Raw genomic sequence first — 19,849 nt, forward strand, 5'->3', positions numbered from 1 at the left:
CAAGAAATAGAAAAAAGCTATCTTATCATAAGAAAGATAGCTGAATATTTTGTATATTTAATTTATTTCTTGTGTGACAGTTCGTGGCTGTTCAAGTTTGACAATTTTTTTATATTTAACTTGGTATAAAATGTAACAAGTAATCATAAATGGAATGCCACAATAAAGAGCAATTCTTTGATCTGGAATGAAAGCCAAACTAACAAATGTAATGAAATTGAGCGAGAACGCTACGATTGGAACTAGTGGATAGAGCGGTGTACGATATTTTAAATCATTTATGTCGCCACCATTTTTCACGAAATTTCTACGGAAGAAAAACTGTGAAGCGGCGATTGACATCCACACGACAACAGCAGCCATCGCTGCAATAGATGTTAAAACTAGAAAGACAGTATCTGCCGCAAATACACTTGTTAATAAAGAAAGACTTGCAAAAATCAGACTGAAAATTAATGCGTTTAGCGGTACACCTCTTTTAGTTAATTTAGTAAACGCTGGACTTGCCATTCCTTGTTTTGCCATCGCCCACAGCATACGAGAATTTGCGTATAGACCAGAGTTAGCAACGGATAATACAGCTGTAATAATAACGAAGTTCATAATGTCTGCTGCATATGGGACACCGGCTACATCAAATACAAGTACAAAGGGACTTTCGACTAGATTAGCCTCTTGCCACGGGAGTAAACCTACAACAACTGATATCGCTAAGACGAAGAAGAAGAGAGTTCGCCAAATTGTATTTTTGATTGCTTTTGGAATTGTTTTTTCAGGATTTTCACTTTCTCCTGAAGCGATTCCAATTAATTCTGTTCCTTGGAAGGAGTAATTTACTGTAATCATCGTAAGAAGAACAGCTAATGCACCGTTTGGAAATAGCCCGCCATTTTCAGTGAAATTATGAAGCATCGGAGCTGGCTTTCCATTAAAGTCTAGTAGACCGAACATAACAGCGCCACCAAGTACGATGAAAATAACAATTGTTGCAACTTTTACACTTGCGAACCAAAACTCTGCTTCTGCATATGCTTTTGCTGATAAAGCGTTTACGAGAAATAGCGCTGCTGCAAATGTAACGCACCAAATCCATGAAGAAACGTCTGGAAACCAGCGTTTCATTAAAATACTTACAGTTGTTAACTCTACGCCAACTGTAACAGCCCAATTTAGCCAATACATCCAACCGACAACAAATCCAAAACCAGGTGAAATGAATTTGCTTGCATAGCTTTGGAATGAACCTGCTTCTGGCATAGCAACGGATAATTCACCAAGACATAACATCGTTAAATACATAACAAATCCACCGACTAAAAATGCAAGAATAGCACCACCAGGTCCGGCATTATGGACAATTTGACCAGATCCCATAAATAGCCCGGTTCCGATAACACCGCCGAGTGCAATCATAAATAGGTGTCTACTTTTCATTGTTCGTTTTAAATCTGTTTGTTCAATTTGTTGATTCATATGCCCCTCACCCCGTATTTTCTTGAATGTGTGAACTTCGTTTTATTCTGAGTTTTTAATCATTAGTGGGGGATGCAACACACACTCGGTTTATTTACTATGAAATGAATGGAGTATGTAAAAAAACGAACTATGACTAAATACTCTAAGAATGTTTGTTAACATGGTGATATCTTCACCATGTTAACAATTTTGATTTTAGCAAAATATTCTGGAAATGTATATTTATTTTTCTTTTTATTAAAAATAATTAGAATTTTTATAATTAATTCTATGAGCGATAATTCACATGATCTTTCTAGCAAACTAGTAAGAAGAAGGGTACAATGATAAGAGTTGTGTCTGTAAAATAATAATTAATGGAGTTTTGTTTATAATGAAAAAGTTAAAATATCTTTTTGTTTTTGGGATTATACTTGCTGCTGCATTTTTTATAGGAAAAGATAAAATTATGCAAAAGGCGCAAGTTCTACGCTTAGAGTTTCTATCTGAAATGAAAGAAGCAGCTATGATTGAGGATGTTCCGTTTATTAAACAATTACCAGAATTACCTCGAGGATGTGAAGTGACAAGTTTAGCTATGTTGTTGCAATATAAAGGTGTACAAGTAGATAAGATGCAACTTGCTAGCGAAATTCATCGTGTTCCATTTGAACAAAATGGCGTACGGGGAAATCCTTACGAAGGGTTTGTTGGAAATATTTATACAAAGGCAGAGCCTGGATATGGTGTATATAATCAACCAATTTTTAATTTGGCAGAAAAATATGTTCCTGAAAAAGTAATTAATTTAACAGGTAGAGACATGCAAGATATATATAAAGTAATTAGTTCTGGTTCACCGGTATGGGTCATTATTAATACGACGTTTAAGCCGCTAGCTGAAAGTAGTTTTGAAACATGGAATACGAGTTCAGGTGAAGTGAAAATTACATATTATGAGCATAGTGCAGTAGTAATTGGATATGATCAAAACTTTGTATATGTAAATGATCCTCTTAAAAATAATCCGCGTTTGGCTGTTCCGCGAGCAGAATTTGAGAAAGCTTGGGAGCAAATGGGAAAACAAGCAATTACTATTTTATAATAATGAAAAAGTCATCTTTTGGGTGGCTTTTTCTTTTTGAGTTATTATTACAGAAAATTTAGAAGATTCTTTTAAAAGTTAACAATTCACGTTATAATAACATTTAACTTGGTGAAGAAGGAGTGAAGGAGTATGGATGTTGCAAAGGAATTTGTTTTGTCAAAAAATCAGTTAGTTGAGTGGAGAAGGCATTTTCATAAGTATCCAGAGTTATCTTTTCAAGAAGAAAAAACATCGCAGTTTGTGTTCGATATACTTCGGAAATTCCCATATTTAGAAGTGTCACGGCCGACTAAATATAGTGTGATGGCAAAGTTAGTAGGTAAACATCCGGGCAAAACAGTTGCGGTTCGAGCCGATATGGATGCTCTTCCTATTCATGAAGAAAATGAGTTTGATTTTATTTCTACATATAAAGGTGTAATGCATGCATGTGGTCATGATGGACATATAGCGATATTACTTGGGGTTGTACATAAGTTAGTAGAAGAAAGAGAGAAGATTAAAGGGGAGATTCGTTTTCTATTCCAACATGCTGAAGAAAATTTTCCTGGTGGTGCAGAGGAGATGGTTGCTGCAGGTGTAATGGAAGGTGTGGATTATATTATTGGTGCTCACCTTTGGGCGTCGTTAGAGGTTGGGAAAATAGGTGTTATTTATGGTCCTGCAATGGCTGCACCGGATGTTTTTAAAATTAAGATAGAGGGAAAAGGTGGACATGCTGGAATCCCTCATGAAACGGTGGATAGTATCGTAATCGGAACACAAGTCGTTTCGCAACTTCAGCAAATTGTATCTCGCCTCACGAATCCATTAGATTCGCTCGTAATATCTGTTACGCAATTTCATGCGGGGACAACTCATAATGTAATACCAGAGCAAGCCGAGATTGAAGGGACAGTGAGAAGTTTAAGACATGAATTACGAGGTGAAACAGAGAAGAAGATTGAGCGGATTGTGAAGTATATTACGGAATCTTACGGAGCGAAATATACATTTTCATATGAATATGGATATCGACCAGTTGTAAATGACTATGAAGCTACAGAGCTTATTGAACAAACGGCATTACAACTTTATGGAAGGGATAGAGTTGTTCGTTTACAGCCAACGATGGCTGGAGAAGATTTTTCAGCGTTTTTACAAAAGGCACCGGGGACATTCTTTTTTATCGGAGCAGGAAATAAAGAGAAAGGTATTATATATCCTCACCATCACCCTCGTTTTACGATTGACGAAGATGCATTACCGATTGGAGTGGAAGTCTTTGTATCAGCCATTATGAACTTTATAAGTAAAGGAGAATGAGATGAAGAAAATACACATCCTAGCGCTTATTCCAGTTCTTTGTTTAGTAGTTGGGCCAATATTTGCGAATTCAGTTACTCCTTACGTATTAGGGATGCCCTTTTTATTATTTTGGGTATTATTATCAGTGTTTATTACATCTCTTTGTATGGGGCTTGTGTACGTGTTTGATCCTGCTAATAAGGAGGATGTAAAATGACTGCATTACTTATCATTATTTTATTTTTGTTTCTCGCACTATTTTTAGGGATTCGGGCACAACATGGAAAAGATATGAATTTAGAGCAATGGTCAGTTGGAGGAAGAGGGTTTGGCACTATTTTTGTTTTTCTCCTTATGGCAGGTGAAATTTATACGACGTTTACATTTTTAGGAGGAAGCGGCTGGGCATATAGTAAAGGCGCACCTACCTTTTATATTTTAGGTTATGGTGCTCTAGCTTATCTTTTATCGTATTTTTTATTGCCACCGATTTGGAAGTATGCAAAAGAGCATAACCTTGTTTCGCAGTCGGATTTTTTTGCGAAGAAATACAGAAGTAAGGCGCTTGGACTTATTGTTTCAATTGTTGGTGTTATTTCCATCATCCCATATCTTGTTTTACAGTTAAAGGGACTGGGAATTATCGTTTCAGAAGCGTCTTACGGAAGGGTATCACCTGTTGTTGCGGTTTGGATTGGTGCTATTGTTATAACTATATATGTAATGGTTTCAGGTATACACGGTTCAGCTTGGACGGCTGCTTTGAAGGATATTATGATACTGTTTATCGTTATGTTTTTAGGTATATATTTACCGTATCATTATTATGGAGGATTTCAGCCGATGTTTGAAGCTGTAGAAGCAGCGAAACCAGGATTTTTATCTTTACCTGAAGAAGGAATGAGTATTTCTTGGTTTGTTTCTACTATTATATTAACGGCCCTCGGTTTCTATATGTGGCCTCATACATTTGCTTCTGCTTTTTCTGCAAAAAATGAAAAAGTATTTCGTAAAAATGCAACAATTATGCCATTGTATTCTTTAGTGTTACTTTTCGTATTTTTCGCAGGGTTTGCTGCTATATTGCAAGTTCCTGGGTTAAAGGGAGCGGATGTAGATCTTTCGTTAGTCCGTCTTGCTTTACAAACTTTTGATCCTTGGTTTATTGGGATTATTGGTAGTGCGGGAGTATTAACGGCATTGGTTCCAGGCTCTATGCTTGTTATGGCGGCTTCTACACTGTTAGCAAAAAATATTTATCGAACGATCGTTCCGTCTGCTTCAGATAGACAAGTTGCTAAGATGGCAAAATTATTTGTGCCTGTAGTAACGCTCGTGGCAGTTTTATTTACATTTAAAGGAGGGGAAACAATAGGAGCACTTCTCTTAATGGGGTACAGTATCGTTACGCAACTTTTCCCTGCACTTGTATGTAGCTTGTTTCCGCGCCAAATTGTTACGAAGCAAGGAGCGATTGCAGGAATGGGAGTTGGGCTGTTAGTGGTCGCATATATTACCTTATCTGGCTCAACTATAGCTACGATGTTTCCGAGTTTTCCGCAGTATATAAAAGATTTGAATGTGGGCATAGTCGCATTGTTAATTAATATGATTGTGATGTTTGTAGTTAGTGGATTTACAAAAGGTGTATTTATAAAGAAAAACACTACAATAGTAGAAAAGTAATTCGTTTATTGGAGCTATCTTTGCAAAGAGATAGCTCTTTTTTGTATATATTTTCTTCTATTAGCGGAATCTAACTAAAAACTTGTTGAAAAGGAAGTTAGGTGGGGAAATTGTTAGAGCTTGAAGGTAACTTATTTGAAGTTATGAAAGAAATTAGGGATGAGTTAGGTTCACCTAATGATTTAACAATTAGAGAAGTTGTTCTTGCTGGGAGTTTTACACGTTGTGCGGTTGTGTTTTTATGTGGGTTAACAGACAAGGATAATGTTTATAAATATGTAGTTCGTACTCTTCAATATGAAGAAGTGCAAAATGAAGCGGCTGTCGTTCAGACGTTATTGGATCGTTTTATTTCTATTGCGGAAGTGGGTAAGAAGACAACGTTTCCGGATATTATAAATGCGATTTTAGCGGGAGATACAGTTATATTAATTGATAATATTCAAACTGCTATCGTTATTAATAGTAGGGCTTGGGAGAAGAGAAGTTTAGAGCCACCAGTGACAGAAGATTTAATACGCGGACCGAGAGTTGGATTAAATGAAGATATTAATGTGAATAAAATGTTAATCCGACGCAGTTTACGCGATCCAAAGTTGAGGTTCCAATCTTATATTATGGGGAAGCGATCGCAGAAAGAAGTAACCCTAGTATATATAGAAGATATTATTAATCCTCACATTGTAAAAGAGTTAGATCGCCGTCTTCAATCAATAGTGACAGATATTATTTTGGAAACAGGTACGATTGAACAATTAATTCAGGATAATAATTTATCTCCATTTCCACAGTTTTTGAATACAGAGAGGCCAGATAATATTATAGCGTCATTAGCGAAGGGAAAAGCGGCCATTTTAGTAGACGGATCTCCGTTTGCTCTTATTGCACCGCTTGTGTTTGTTGATATTTTTCAATCTGTAGAAGATCATTACGAGCGCTGGGTGATTGGAACGTTACTAAGATTTTTACGTATGGGTTCAGGTATAATCGCGGTTTTGTTACCAGCTATGTATGTAGCACTTGTATCTTATCATCAAGGACTTATTCCTTCTAAACTGGCTTATTCAATTGCAGGTGCGAGGGAAGGTGTTCCGTTCCCAGCATATATTGAAACGTTAATGATGGCCTTGACTATGGAATTAATACGAGAAGCTGGAATCCGATTGCCGAAACCGATGGGACAAACGATAGGGATTGTAGGAGGTCTTGTAATTGGAGAAGCTGCGGTAAATGCAGGGATTGTAAATCCGTTTTTAGTTATTATTATTGCAGTTACTGCGATTGCTACGTTCTCGCTTCCTGTATATAGTATTACGATTACGTTCCGGATTTTACTTTTCGTCTTTGTATTAGCTGCAACTGCTTTTGGGTTGTATGGGATCATTCTAGCTCTGATTGCACTTGCTGTTCATATTACAAATTTAACAAGTGTTGGTATACCGTATACAACTCCAATTGCTCCTGCATTTTATAAAGATTGGAAAGAAGAATTTATTCGCATACCAAAAGCGATGTTGAAAGATAGACCGGAGTACTTACAAACAAAAGATTCTACAATACGTCCAAAGGAGCGAAAATAATTGAAACCATTTGAGTATGGCGATGAAGAGATTGGATCTCGGGAAATTGGGTTTGCGGTATCATCGACCATTATTGGTATAGGGGCATTGTCTATGCCAAGAGATATCGCTAACCAAACTTTATTTTCGGACGGTTGGATTATCTTGCTTTTGGGTGGACTGATTTGCGCAGTTTTAGGCTGGTTTGTGACGAGAGTGGCTATCTTATTTCCGAAACAAAATTTTGTTCAATATACGAGTGCGCATTTGACGAAGCCTGTTGCATACACAATTAGTAGTATTTTAGTATTAACGTTTGCTGCTTTGACAGCGTATGAATCGCGAATGATTTCAGTTATTTCTCAAACGTATTTATTTAGTGATACACCAATACAACTACTGTCTTTTTTCTTCTTATTAGTTGTTATTTATGGAATAGCAGGATCAAGAGCAGCCTTATTAAGGTTAAATGTTTTATTCTTGCCTATTGTTTTAATTGCGATAGTACTTCTTTCTTTATTGAATATAAATTTAATGGAAATAAATAATTTACTACCAGCTTTTCAAACGAAAGTAAGTCAATATGCTGTTGGAGTTAAAAATTCTATTTTTACGTTTATTGGATTTGAAGTAGCTTTATTTTATGCGGTGTTGCTGAATGATAAGACAGCGAAAAAAGCGCCAATGGCAGTCGCGAAAGCGGTGATGGTAAACGTGCTGTCATACATTTTAATTTATGTAACTTGTATTAGCGTTTTTACGTATATGACAACACGTGGATTGACATATCCAACAATTGAATTAGGGAAAGAAATTGAAATTGGTGGAGGATTTTTAGAAAGGTTTGATGCGATTTTTTTTACGACTTGGATTATTACTATTTATAACACTACAGCAATGTATTATGACGTCGCATCTTTATTGTTTTGTGCTATGTTTCCGAAAGTGAAGAAACAAATTTTTATTTTCATAAGTGCCCCTATTATTTTTATGGTGAATATGATACCTAGTAGTTTAAATACTTTATCAAGTTATGGGACTTATTTAGCTTGGATAGATATGGGGTTTGTTGTGTTAGCTCCTTTGCTCGTTTTAATTGTATATAAAATAAAAAGAAGGAATGGTGGAAATGAAACACCTTCTTAAAATTATAATGGTTATGGCTTTAACTGGATTTATGAGTGGGTGTTCTGAGTTAGAAGAGATAGAAGAAAGAGGATTTGTAGTAGGAGCGGCTTACGATATTGTGAAGGAGAAGAAAGCGAATCCAATTATGAAAGGGACCTATCAGATGGTACTCCCCAGTAAATTGTCTCAACAGGGTGGACAAGGGGGTGGGGATAGCGAAAATTATATTAATGTTAGTGCAAAAGCAGATAGTGTATTTGAACAAATAAGAATAATCGCCAAAAAAATTAGTCGTACATTATTTTTCCCTCATATACAGGTGATTATTTTCTCTGAAGAATTACTTTCACATCCATACATTTTACAAAATACGTTAGATGTATATATTCGCGATCATGAGATGAGAAGAAATATTCGTTTGTTCGTTTCTAATAAAAATGCCGAAGCTATTTTAAAACAAAGTGCCAAGCCTGAAAATTTACCGGCGCAGTATATTGATATGTTAGCTGAACACCCTCCGAAAAATGCCCAAATGATTGAGGCTGCAAGAATTGGTGAGGTGCAGGAAAAGATGATCTCTAACCGAAGTTTTGTATTACCTATTCTGGAACTAACAAAACAAGGAGTACAAATGAACGGTGCAGCATTGTTTCGTGGAAAGGATAATAAATGTGTAGGCAATTTGAGTGGGGAAGAAACAGTAGGGATGAATTATATAATAGGCAAAAAAATTGGAGGTTTTTTTACCATCCGTAAAAAGAATCAACTTATTACATATGAAATTCATAAGTTACGTCGAAAAATTAAAGTATCCACAACGAATGCTACAAAACCAAAGTTTGATATTCATTTATCTCTGGAAGGCACATTGGCTGAGTTGCATTTCAGTGATCATAAAAAGGTTTTGAATGAAAAGCGTTTAGAGAAGGATATATCGGAAGAAATGGAGAAGCGTATTCAAAAATCAATTAAACTTGTTCAAAAAAAATATAAGGTAGATGTACTAGAGTTAGGGGAAGTGTATAAGCGACATAATTATAAAGAGTGGAAAAAGGTAAGTAAGAATTGGGATCAAGGCGAAAATTACTTTAGTAATGCTGAAATTACTGTTCACGTTCATCCAACAATTGAACATTCAGGTTCAGCTTTACCGAAAAGAGTGAAATAAGGTGATGAAAGTTGTTTACTGGATTAGGAATTAGTTGCACGATATTAATGGCGGTGCTGCCGGGGGCTATTTATTTCATTCATAAAAAACTCACAACGTATGGAGCACAGCCGTGGAATACTGATGTACAAAAAAAGAAACCTGAATAATTTTCAGGTTTCTTTCGTGCAAAGCATATGTGAAGGGGGATGCCTTCTATGTATGCTTTGCTTTATACAAGCCCTAACCAATGTACCAATTGTGTAGAGAGGAATGTAACAACAATGGCGATAACGGTAGGGATTGCAAACGATAAGAATGTCCATTTTGCACTTTTTGTTTCTTTGTATATATTAACAAGTGTTGTTCCGCACGGGAAATGAAGAAGTGAGAACAACATTGTGTTTAACGCTGTTAACCAAGTCCAACCATTTTCTAGGAATAGATTTTTAATTTGATTAAAATCATCTATTTCAGTTAAAGCCCCAGTTGATAAGTAAGACATTAATAAAATTGGGATTACAATTTCATTAGCGGGTAGTCCAAGAATGAATGCAGCTAGAATAAAGCCGTCAAGTCCTAACATTTTAGCAAATGGATCTAGAAAGTTTACAAAATACATAAGTAAGCTTGTGTCACCAATAAAAATATTAGCAAGTAACCAAGTTAATGCAGCTGCAGGGGCAGCAACAACTATAGCTCGTTTTAAAACGTAGATTGATTTATCGAGTGTTGCGCGAACAATTGTATTCCAAACTTTTGGCTTGCGGTACGGAGGTAACTCCAGTGTGTAGTGAGTTGGAACCCCTTTTAAGGCTGTTTTTGATAGTACCCAAGAAACAGTTAATGTCATAATAACACCAATTACAACCATTCCAACTACAACGCCAGCAGTAACCAATGTTTGCATACTGCCTGTATAACCAGCAGCCATAAATAGTGAAGCCATTAAAATTAACATAGGCCAGCGACCGTTACAAGGAACGAAGTTGTTCGTTAAAATTGCTAGCATACGTTCACGTGGTGATTCAATGATACGTGTTGACATAATGGCTGCTGCATTACAACCAAATCCCATTGCCATTGTTAAAGATTGTTTCCCGTGTGCGCCGGATCGTTTGAATAAGCGGTCCATATTAAACGCGACACGTGGTAAGTATCCGTAGTTTTCTAATAGCGCGAACATAGGGAAAAAGATTGCCATAGGTGGTAACATAACGCTAATAACAGCACCGATACCACGGAACAAACCAAGTATTAAAATGCCATGTAACCATTCAGGTGCATGCGCTGCTTGGAACCAAGATGTTAAATATCCTTCGGCCCATCCGAAGAATTCGGCAATCATATCAGATGGTACGTTAGCGCCTGCAATTGTAAGATAAAAAATAATAGATAAAATACCGAGCATAATTGGAAATCCCCAGATTGGAGATGTGAAAATTTTATCTAGTTTTTCGGAACGATATAATTTATCAGTATTTGTATATTGGACAGATTCTTTACATATGCTTGCAGATGTTCGGTAAATATCTCCGACTATATCATCTCGTATATCTTCTTTTGAAAGTGTTTGTGCATGTTGAATAATATAGTCTAATGGAAGAGCTTTACTGGCTGAGTGAGATTCCATTAATTACGACCTCCCTTACAAGTGGTTCATTATGGTGTTTTTGAAGTGTAGTTAAGAAATTTTTATCTCCATCTAATATACGTAACGCAATCCAACGTGCTGGATACGTATCACCGAACACTTTATAAATTTGTGGTTCTAATTCCTGAATCATATTTTCGATTTTTTCGCTGTAAGTAATTTTAATTGGTGTTGGAATTAGTTTTTTATTTGCTACTTTTGCAATAACATTTAGCAAATGACCAATGCCTACTCGGTTACGTGCTGAAATTTTAACGACAGGTACACCAAGTGATTTTGCTAATTTCTTTTCATCGATAACAATCCCTTTTTTCTCGGCTTCATCAATTAAGTTAATGCAAATGACTACATTATTTGTCATCTCCATCACCTGGAGTGCTAAATTTAAATTTCTTTCCATAGCAGTTGCGTCTATGACAACTACAGTTACTTCTGGTTTTTCAAATATAATATAATCCCTCGCTACTTCTTCGTCTGCGGAATTTGAGTATAGTGAGTAAGTTCCAGGTAAATCTATTAATGTATAATTACTTCCGTTATGTTCATATTCTCCTTCAGCTTTTAAAACAGTTTTTCCCGTCCAGTTTCCAGTATGTTGTTTTAAACCTGTTAAAGTATTAAATAATGTACTTTTCCCGGTATTCGGGTTACCAGCTAAAGCAATACGATGTTTGCTCATCTGAAATCATCTCCTATTAATACCCCGAAAATAAGGGAGCTTTCTTCTTTGCGCAGTGCAATAGTTGTGTTGCTCACTTGATAAGCGACCGGATCTCCAAGTGGACTGCGTTGCAATACTTTAATCGTTGCCCCTGGGATAAATCCCAAATCTAATAAACGTCGTTTCATAGTTCCTTCTAATTGTATCTTCTCAATTTGTACAAACTCCCCTGTTTTAAACTCGGAAAGGGGTTTAGTATTAGCCGATACCATAAAAGTTACCTCTTCTCTATATTTTTAGTGTTAGTTTAAAAAGTTTCCTTAGGTAAACTTTTTGTTAGTAATATAGTAGACTACATTGGATGATGCTGTCAATTAGTACTTTAAAAATATTCATTTAATTTTAGAATTGTTCCAATTTATTTAGTTGTACTAAAAAATATTACTGAAATTCTTTTTAATGTGCATAAATTAGGCGTGAAAAAGTTACAAAATACAGCGGAATTGTAAATGTAACTTTAACTAAAAGGGAAAAAGAGAGAAAAACATTTACATTGAATTTACATTGTTAAGAATAAATTTACATTACAGCATAGTTAGTGTGGTTTTTGTTTGCTTCTTTAACTACAAATGTTGGGATTCCTAGCTTTTGAGGATGATTATCGTCATTTACTTAAAATTAAAAATTGCTTAACACTCACATAATATTGTTGTCCTACAATGAATTTGTGTTCGAAAGAAAATGAATTCGAAAAGTGATAATCCAAATGGGGGTACAAGACATGGTTATGAAAAAAGGTATTAAATTTTCTTTAGCAGCTTTAGTGGTAGCAGGAGCATTAGTTGGGTGTGGGAAAGCAGAAGATACAACTAGTAAAGAAACTGCTAAAGGAAGCGATAATACAAAACAAGAATTATCAGGTACGATTGCAGCAGCTGGTTCTACAGCTCTTCTACCTCTTGCGGAGGAAGCTGGAAAGAAATTCATGGAGAAAAATTCAAAAGTTTCTATTCAAGTTCAAGGTGGCGGTAGTGGAACTGGGATTAACCAAGTAGCATCTGGTGCAGTACAAATTGGTAATTCAGATGTTCCGTCTGGAGATAAAATAAAAGATGCTGAAAAGGCGAAAGAATTAGTAGATAACAAGGTAGCGGGGATTGCATTCGCTCTTGTCGTAAATAAAGATGTAAAAGTTGATAACTTAACAGTGCAACAAGTACAAGATATCTTCACTGGAAAAGTAACAAACTGGAAAGAAGTAGGCGGAAAAGATGAAAAAATCAACGTAATTAATCGTCCGGCTTCATCTGGTACACGTGCTACATTTGAAAAAACGATTATGAAAGACGCGAAAATTAATGATGGAACTGGTACAACACAAGATTCTAACGGTGCAGTAGAGCAAGCTATCAATTCTACTCCAGGTTCAGTAAGCTATTTAGCGATGTCTTACATGGTTGGAGATAAAAAAGGTGCACTACAAACAGTGAAAATTGATGGTGCTGAACCGAAAGTTGAAAACATTGCGTCTGGTAAATATCCATTCTGGTCTTACGAGTATATGGTAACAAAAGGTGAAGCGAAAGAAGCAACAAAAGCTTACATCGATTATGTAAAAGGTAAAGACTTTGAAAAGCAAGTAGAAGATATGGGCTACATTCCAATGTCTAAATTAAATAAGTAATAAAGTTTTATGGGGCTGGCTGCAAGGCCAGTCCTGTTCATTTCAATCTGTGAAGTGGGGTCTGTCCTGTGATGAAGGGGAAAAAACAAATTAATTACGTGAAAAGTGAATATATAGGAAGATCACTTGTTACGTTTTGTGGTATTTTTATTGTTTTAATTACATTAGCTATTATTGCGTTTATTTGTGGTAAAGGTATTCAATCTTTTACACAAAGTGGTATCTCATTTACTGAGATGTTAACATCGACAAAATGGAATCCAAATGCTGATCAAGGATCCTTCGGGGCTTTAATTTTCATTGTAGGTTCAACGGTGGTTTCGTTAGGTGCGGTTATTATTAGTGCACCAATTGCTATAGCTCTTGCTATATTCATGAATTTAATTTCGCCAAAGTTTGGAAATAAAGTATTGAAGCCTGTTCTAGAATTGTTAGTTGGTATTCCTTCGGTTGTATACGGATTATTAGGGGTTACGATTTTAGTACCACTATTACGTGATTCGTTTGGGGGAGTAGGCTTTAGTTTAATTGCGGGTATTGTTGTATTAAGTATTATGATTTTACCTACTATTGCTAGTATCGCTTCTGATGCAATACGTTCTGTTCCATTTGATTATTTAGAAGCTTCTTATGGTCTAGGATCAACAAAATGGCAAGCGATTAGCCGAGTGATTGTTCCTGCTGCGAAAAAAGGGATTTTAACAGGTGTTGTTTTAGGCTTAGCGCGTGCTTTCGGTGAAGCGTTAGCGGTTCAGATGGTAATCGGGAATACGATTAAATTACCAGAAGGAATATATAGTCCGACAGCGACGTTAACTGGTATTTTAACAATGGACATGACGAATACATTGAACGGAACTGCTTGGAACAATGCGCTATGGACTTTAGCGATGATTTTACTTGTTATTTCATTCCTGTTTATTTTAGTAATTCGAGCGATTGGGCAAAGAGGTGAGCGATAATAATGAATGCAAGAACGGTAAATAAAGTTTGGACGGGTATCTTTTATGCGGTTGCGGCTTTAGTTGTAGCTTTGCTAGTGTTCTTAGTATTTGAGATTTTACAAAAGGGATGGGGATTTTGGGATCCTAATTTCTTGTTTGGAGAACCAAGCAATACAAGAGCTGGTGGTGGGATTGGTCCGCAGTTATTCAATTCCTTCTACATGCTTGTTATAACACTTATTATATCTATTCCTCTTGGATTAGGTGCTGGAATATATTTAGCAGAGTACGCAAAACAAGGACGTTTTTTAAATTTTGTTCGTCTATGTATAGAGACGATGGCGTCTTTACCTTCTATTGTTGTTGGTTTATTTGGTTTGTTAGTGTTCGTTACAATGACAGGTTGGGGATACACAGTAATGGGTGGTGCTCTTGCTTTAACTATTTTAAATTTACCAGGTTTAACGCGTGTTTGTGAAAATGCGATTTCAGAAGTTCCTCATAATGTAAAAGAGGCAAGTCTTGGATTAGGTGCAACGAAGTGGCAAACAATCGCTCGTATTATTATCCCATCGTCATTACCACAAATTATTACAGGGATTATTTTAGCGGCGGGTCGTATATTTGGGGAAGCGGCAGCATTAATTTACACAGCGGGTTTAACATCCCCGATTTTAAATTCAGCAGCGGATTTCTCAAGTCCTGCGCATCCTTTAAATCCGTTTAGACCAGCTGAAACATTAGCGGTTCACATTTGGAAATTAAATTCTGAAGGAGTTATTCCAGATGCGAAGTTGATTGCGACAAAATCTGCAGCTGTATTAATTATTATGGTATTACTATTCAATGTTATTTCACGCTTGATAGCATCTATATTACACAAGCGCTTTACAGGAACGAAAAGAAAAAGTAAAGCAACGAAAAAGGTAAAAGCGGCATAAATTATAAAGAAGAACTCGCTATTTTATAAGTAGGGGGTTCTTTTGTATTTTAATATAGAAGGAATGGATGTAATGATTGTTGAATTTGTGATTAATTATAAAGAAGAACAGATGTAATTTAGAGAGGAGTTTTAATTTGTTTTTTCTGCAAATGTCAGGTTTTCCTGGGTCAGGAAAATCGACAGTTTCTAAGTATATAGCGAAATTAACAGGTGCTGTAATTATAGATCATGATGTTTTGAAATCCGCGTTGTTAAAATCATTAAAAGTAAAAGGAATTGAATCAACGATTGTTGGTGGGCTTGCGTATGATGCCGAATGGGTATTGATTGATTCTTATTTAGAACAAGGGCATAGTGTTATATTGGATAGTCCGTGTTTATATGAGGGAATGGTTGAAAAAGGAATTAAATTATCAACTAAACATGGTGTGAAATATAAATATATTGAGTGTTATCTTAATGATATGGAAGAGATTAATAGGAGACTGCAAACACGTAAGCGTATGATCAGTCAAATTGAAAAGGTGGAGTCGGAAGTAGGTTTTGAAAAGTGGTTAAATGGTAGTCAAAGACCTTTAAATAATGAATACCTTATTGTGGATTCTAGTAAGCCTATAGAGCAATATGTGGAAAAAATGATGGATTATATGACTAAGTAGAGAAAAGACGTTATCTTCATTTGTGAAGATAACGTCTTTTGTTTTTAAATATCAGGTGTTTCTGTAGAAGTGCTTATTTTCCTACGGGAGCGTCTTTTTCTCCCGATTTTATCTAATAGTTCATACATAACTGGAACGACTACTAATGTAAGAACAGTCGAGACTGCCAAACCGCCGATGACAACGACGGCTAAACTTTTTGATACCATACTTCCTGCTTGGGATTGGCCAAATAGGAGCGGGAGCATAGCAACGATTGTTGTAATAGCTGTCATAATAATTGGGCGTAGTCTAGTAGAACCTGCTTCAAGTAAGGCTTCTCTAGTTTCCATTCCGTGTTCCCGATTTTGTTGGACTCTTTCTATTAATACAATAGCGTTTGTAACGACAATCCCGATTAACATTAATGCGCCAATCAAGGAATTTACATCAACAGGTGTTCGTGAAATGATTAATCCTAAAATACCACCGACAGCAGCTAACGGTAAGGAGAATAGGATTGCAAAAGGAGCGCGTGCTTGCCCGAAGGTGATAACCATAATTAAATATACAATCCCGATTGCAATCCCCATAATTTTGAATAAATCTGTAAAATTCTCTTGCATAGATTCAGTAGCTCCTGCGATATTTACTTTTGAACCGCTAGGTAAATCTAAGTCAGTTATCGCTTTATTTACTGCTGTGTTTACTTTACTCAAATCTTCATTTGAAGCTTCGGCGGTAATTTGAATTGTTTCTTTTCCGTCTTTATGGAAAATTTCTGTTTGCGTTTGTTTTTCTGAAATAGTTGCGATGTCTTTTAAAGGAATTGGTCCATTAGTAGGTGATAGTATGTTTGTATTTAAAATATCTTCTTGTTTAGTAATGTTTTCCTTTTTATGTTCTATCATAATAGTAGTTTTTTCATTATTAATTGTAATTTCGCCAATAGGTGATTTCTTCATAAGGAATGATACTTGTTGCGCAGCTATTTCTGGTGTTAAACCTAGTTGTTCAGCCTTTGTTTGATCAATATGAATTTGCCATTCTTTCTTAGAGTCTTCTAAATTCGTTTTTACTTTAGAAAGATCATCCATGCTTTTTAGTTTTGTTTCGACGATAGTAGCCGCCTCTTTTAAATCCGCTTCGTTAGTAGCTGTTACGTTAAATTGTAAGTTGTTGCCGCCGCCAGAGCTTGAATAACTTGTTTTTATATAATCAAGTTCAGCAGGCTCAAAAGTTTTATTTTCCTTTTTTAGCTCTTTAATATATTGATCAATATCAGAACCTTTTTTAAAGACTACAAATATACTAGCAAGGTTATTTTTAGTTGTTTGCCCCCATTGTGCATCTTCTGCGCTAGATCCCATTCGTAAAATAACGTCTGTTACATATGAATTAGAAAGTAATTTCTTTTCGAAATCGAATGCTTTTTGTTTTTGAGCTTCAGCATTATAATCGGCTGGAAATGTCATGTTAATAGATAACATTGTGTCATCCTCAGATTTTATGTTTGCTTTCGGTAGTAATATATAGACTGCAATCGATCCTGCAAATAATAAAAATGCAGTAAGTAGAATAATGAATTTATGAGAAAGAGACCACTTTAACGTAGCGACATATCGTGATGAAGAACTTGACTTTCGATGCTTTGTTTTTTTGAGTAGTAAAAAAGCCATAAGTGGAACGACTGTGAGTGCAACGATTAAGGATGATAGAATAGAATATACAACTGCTAATACCATAGGTAACATTAATTTTCCGATTGCTCCTGATACGAGGCCGATAGGTAAAAAAACAGCGACCGTTGTTAAAGTAGAAGAAGTAATTGCGACGGCGACTTCTTTCGTTGCATCAAGAATAATATTTTTAGAGAAAGAATCTTTTTGTAAACGGCGGAAAATATTCTCGATGACAACGATACTATCATCGACGAGACGTCCAACCGCAACAGCTAAACCACCAAGGGTTAAAATGTTAAGTGTGATGTTAGATTGATGTAGTAAAAAGAGTGTTAATAAAATAGATAATGGAATACTGACAACAGCGATGAGTGTTGTTCGGAAGTTACGTAAAAAGATTAAGATAATTAGAGTTGCAGCGATTGCTCCAAGTATTACTTCTTTTCCCATGCTAGTAACAGCATTTTCAACTTGTTCATGGGTTGAAGCCAAAAGTTTAATAGAAAATTGATCTTTATATTCCTTATCTATCTCTTTAACTTTTTTATCAATCTCTTTTCCAATGGCAACTGCATTTTTACTTGGTTCTTTCATGATGATTAATCCTGTGCCTTCTTCTCCGTTTATATGTGAGATTGTATCGTAGTGTTGTTTAATTTCAATTTGAGCAATGTCTTGCAATTTCACTTGGGGTGCCACAGTGATGTTTTTAATGTCATTTACATTTTTTATGTCCCCAATGACGCGGAGGTTGTATTCTTCCTGATTAACAGTAATTGCCCCAGCTGGAGTAGAAGTTTCTTTTCCTTGTAAAACAGTGAGTACCTGCTGTGATGTTACGTTTTTGTTTTTTAATTGGTTCGGATCAAGTACGATAGATAATTCAGAGGTGGATTTTCCGAAAAACATAACATTAGCAACACCATCAATGTTTTCGAGTTGTGGTACGATTTCTTTTTCAATTTGTTTTTCATCTGCTTTTGAAAACCCGTTTTGTTTCTGGATAGTAATTTGGGCGAGTGGAATCATAGAAGTGTTTAGTTGACTAACTACGGGCTTGGTTACATCTTTAGGTAATTTAATTGTATTGACGGCTTTTTCGACTTCGCGTGCTGCATCTTTCATGTTTGCTTTTGATGTATACGCAATGTCGATACGTGATAATCCCTCGTATGTAGAAGAAGTAATGGTGTCGATGTGTTCTAAATTGCGAAATTGTTTTTCGAGAGGATCAGTTACATCCTTTGTCATCGTTTCAGCGTCGAGTCCTTGAGATAAGGTTGTGACGGTAATTGCTGGATTGTCGATACTTGGTAAAAATTCCATAGGTAATTTAGAGCCGGAATAAACACCGAGTATGGAAATGAGAAAAATCATGATGATAATGGCAGCTCGGTTTTTTAATGAAAACTTTGTTAACCTATCCATAAAATAATTCCTCCATTGGTTTATTTATAGTTGAGTACATCCTTTCTTACTATATAACAAAAAATGGATATTTTTCATTAATTAAATGTAAAAAAATTCTAATAATATTCTTAAGTTTATATTTGCATTGGAATTGTTTAATGTGGATGGGATTTTTTCTTACGGCTAAGTTATATCGTTATTCTATAGAAGGATAATTATTATAAACTTTAATATAGAAGAGAATGAAAACCTGGGAAGGTATTGTGAAATGCAATTTGGTTGAATGAAGTGTAGTAGTATACAATCAGAATAACTATTTTTAGTAGGAAGGATAATAATTCTTTCTATAGAAGAAAGTAGGATAGATAATTTTTTTGTGTTTTTTATAAAAAACACTTGTTATTTAAAAATCATGATGGTATATTAATAAACGTCGCTGATGCGGAAACGCAGAAAACGACAAAAAAGAAATTTATAAACTTAGTTGACATCGAAAAATGAAGATGTTAATATGATGAAGTCGCTTCTGAAGCGGCGGACAAGTTCTTTGAAAACTGAACGAAACAAACAACGTGAAACGTCAATTTTTATTTTTAGATGCTAGACAAACTAACTTTATTGGAGAGTTTGATCCTGGCTCAGGATGAACGCTGGCGGCGTGCCTAATACATGCAAGTCGAGCGAATGGATTGAGAGCTTGCTCTCAAGAAGTTAGCGGCGGACGGGTGAGTAACACGTGGGTAACCTGCCCATAAGACTGGGATAACTCCGGGAAACCGGGGCTAATACCGGATAACATTTTGAACTGCATGGTTCGAAATTGAAAGGCGGCTTCGGCTGTCACTTATGGATGGACCCGCGTC

Annotated in this window: 17 protein-coding genes and 1 rRNA gene; 13 read left to right on the forward strand and 5 right to left on the reverse strand. The window is 35.7% G+C overall.

Annotated elements, in window-relative coordinates; genetic code table 11:
• Nucleotides 1-57 precede the first annotated feature (57 nt).
• The gene (locus tag BM089_RS25710; protein ID WP_001075764.1) at nt 58-1,473 is read right to left on the reverse strand and encodes an amino acid permease; all 1,416 of its coding nucleotides are present in this window, start codon (nt 1,471-1,473) and stop codon (nt 58-60) included.
• A gap of 376 nt (nt 1,474-1,849) precedes the next feature.
• Here BM089_RS25710 and BM089_RS25715 point away from each other — a divergent pair, with 376 nt between their 5' ends.
• The 8 genes from BM089_RS25715 (at nt 1,850) to BM089_RS31215 (ending at nt 9,540) form a co-directional block, all read left to right on the forward strand.
• Nucleotides 1,850-2,560: a C39 family peptidase gene (locus BM089_RS25715; RefSeq protein WP_000734491.1), complete on the forward strand. Its 711-nt coding sequence runs from the start codon at nt 1,850-1,852 to the stop codon at nt 2,558-2,560.
• Nucleotides 2,561-2,692: 132 nt separating this feature from the next.
• On the forward strand, nt 2,693-3,868 hold the full coding sequence (locus BM089_RS25720; RefSeq protein ID WP_000382086.1) for an amidohydrolase: 1,176 nt from the start codon (nt 2,693-2,695) through the stop codon (nt 3,866-3,868).
• Between the two features lies 1 nt (nt 3,869).
• Entirely contained in the window at nt 3,870-4,067 is a 198-nt protein-coding gene (locus tag BM089_RS25725; RefSeq protein ID WP_000719836.1) for a DUF3311 domain-containing protein, read from the forward strand.
• Complete coding sequence (locus BM089_RS25730; protein WP_000125935.1) at nt 4,064-5,536, forward strand: sodium:solute symporter family protein; 1,473 nt, start codon at nt 4,064-4,066, stop codon at nt 5,534-5,536. Before BM089_RS25725 ends, BM089_RS25730 begins: the two co-directional genes overlap by 4 nt.
• A 101-nt stretch (nt 5,537-5,637) precedes the next feature.
• Nucleotides 5,638-7,116 carry a spore germination protein GerLA gene (gene gerLA / locus BM089_RS25735; RefSeq protein WP_002060757.1) on the forward strand — a complete coding sequence of 493 codons (1,479 nt, stop codon included), beginning with the start codon at nt 5,638-5,640 and terminating at the stop codon, nt 7,114-7,116.
• The gene (gene gerLB / locus BM089_RS25740; RefSeq protein ID WP_000802008.1) at nt 7,117-8,241 is read left to right on the forward strand and encodes a spore germination protein GerLB; all 1,125 of its coding nucleotides are present in this window, start codon (nt 7,117-7,119) and stop codon (nt 8,239-8,241) included.
• A complete protein-coding gene (gene gerLC / locus BM089_RS25745; protein ID WP_000681631.1) occupies nt 8,225-9,391 on the forward strand; it encodes a spore germination protein GerLC in 1,167 nt (388 codons plus the stop codon). Before gerLB ends, gerLC begins: the two co-directional genes overlap by 17 nt.
• Before the next feature lie 11 nt (nt 9,392-9,402).
• Nucleotides 9,403-9,540 carry a hypothetical protein gene (locus BM089_RS31215; protein ID WP_000493991.1) on the forward strand — a complete coding sequence of 46 codons (138 nt, stop codon included), beginning with the start codon at nt 9,403-9,405 and terminating at the stop codon, nt 9,538-9,540.
• 62 nt (nt 9,541-9,602) lie between these two features.
• On the opposite strand, the gene BM089_RS25755 is transcribed toward BM089_RS31215, so the two are convergent.
• From BM089_RS25755 to BM089_RS25765, 3 genes are read right to left on the reverse strand one after another with little or no spacing between them, the layout of a single operon-like run.
• Entirely contained in the window at nt 9,603-11,003 is a 1,401-nt protein-coding gene (locus BM089_RS25755) for a nucleoside recognition domain-containing protein (protein WP_000443602.1), read from the reverse strand.
• Nucleotides 10,981-11,703 (reverse strand): FeoB small GTPase domain-containing protein, encoded by a 723-nt coding sequence (locus BM089_RS25760; protein ID WP_000033865.1) that lies wholly within the window; start codon nt 11,701-11,703, stop codon nt 10,981-10,983. Before BM089_RS25760 ends, BM089_RS25755 begins: the two co-directional genes overlap by 23 nt.
• On the reverse strand, nt 11,700-11,957 hold the full coding sequence (locus BM089_RS25765; RefSeq protein ID WP_000252989.1) for a FeoA family protein: 258 nt from the start codon (nt 11,955-11,957) through the stop codon (nt 11,700-11,702). Before BM089_RS25765 ends, BM089_RS25760 begins: the two co-directional genes overlap by 4 nt.
• Before the next feature lie 509 nt (nt 11,958-12,466).
• On the opposite strand from BM089_RS25765, the gene BM089_RS25770 reads away from it, so the two are divergent.
• From BM089_RS25770 to BM089_RS25785, 4 genes are all read left to right on the forward strand, one after another.
• On the forward strand, nt 12,467-13,369 hold the full coding sequence (locus BM089_RS25770; protein ID WP_000245112.1) for a phosphate ABC transporter substrate-binding protein PstS family protein: 903 nt from the start codon (nt 12,467-12,469) through the stop codon (nt 13,367-13,369).
• A gap of 71 nt (nt 13,370-13,440) precedes the next feature.
• Nucleotides 13,441-14,331: a phosphate ABC transporter permease subunit PstC gene (gene pstC / locus BM089_RS25775; protein WP_000676676.1), complete on the forward strand. Its 891-nt coding sequence runs from the start codon at nt 13,441-13,443 to the stop codon at nt 14,329-14,331.
• A 2-nt stretch (nt 14,332-14,333) separates the two neighbouring features.
• Complete coding sequence (gene pstA, locus BM089_RS25780) at nt 14,334-15,254, forward strand: phosphate ABC transporter permease PstA (RefSeq protein WP_000994139.1); 921 nt, start codon at nt 14,334-14,336, stop codon at nt 15,252-15,254.
• Nucleotides 15,255-15,390: 136 nt separating this feature from the next.
• The gene (locus BM089_RS25785; RefSeq protein ID WP_063546482.1) at nt 15,391-15,915 is read left to right on the forward strand and encodes a P-loop nucleotide/nucleoside kinase family protein; all 525 of its coding nucleotides are present in this window, start codon (nt 15,391-15,393) and stop codon (nt 15,913-15,915) included.
• A gap of 44 nt (nt 15,916-15,959) precedes the next feature.
• Here BM089_RS25785 and BM089_RS25790 read toward each other — a convergent pair whose 3' ends face one another.
• Nucleotides 15,960-19,004: an efflux RND transporter permease subunit gene (locus BM089_RS25790; RefSeq protein ID WP_090978425.1), complete on the reverse strand. Its 3,045-nt coding sequence runs from the start codon at nt 19,002-19,004 to the stop codon at nt 15,960-15,962.
• A 597-nt stretch (nt 19,005-19,601) separates the two neighbouring features.
• Between BM089_RS25790 and BM089_RS25800 the strand changes: the two genes are divergently transcribed.
• A 16S ribosomal RNA gene (locus tag BM089_RS25800) occupies nt 19,602-19,849 on the forward strand; the annotation flags it as partial.

This window comes from Bacillus sp. 5mfcol3.1, assembly GCF_900114335.1.
Classification (GTDB): Bacteria; Bacillota; Bacilli; order Bacillales; family Bacillaceae_G; genus Bacillus_A; species Bacillus_A thuringiensis_S.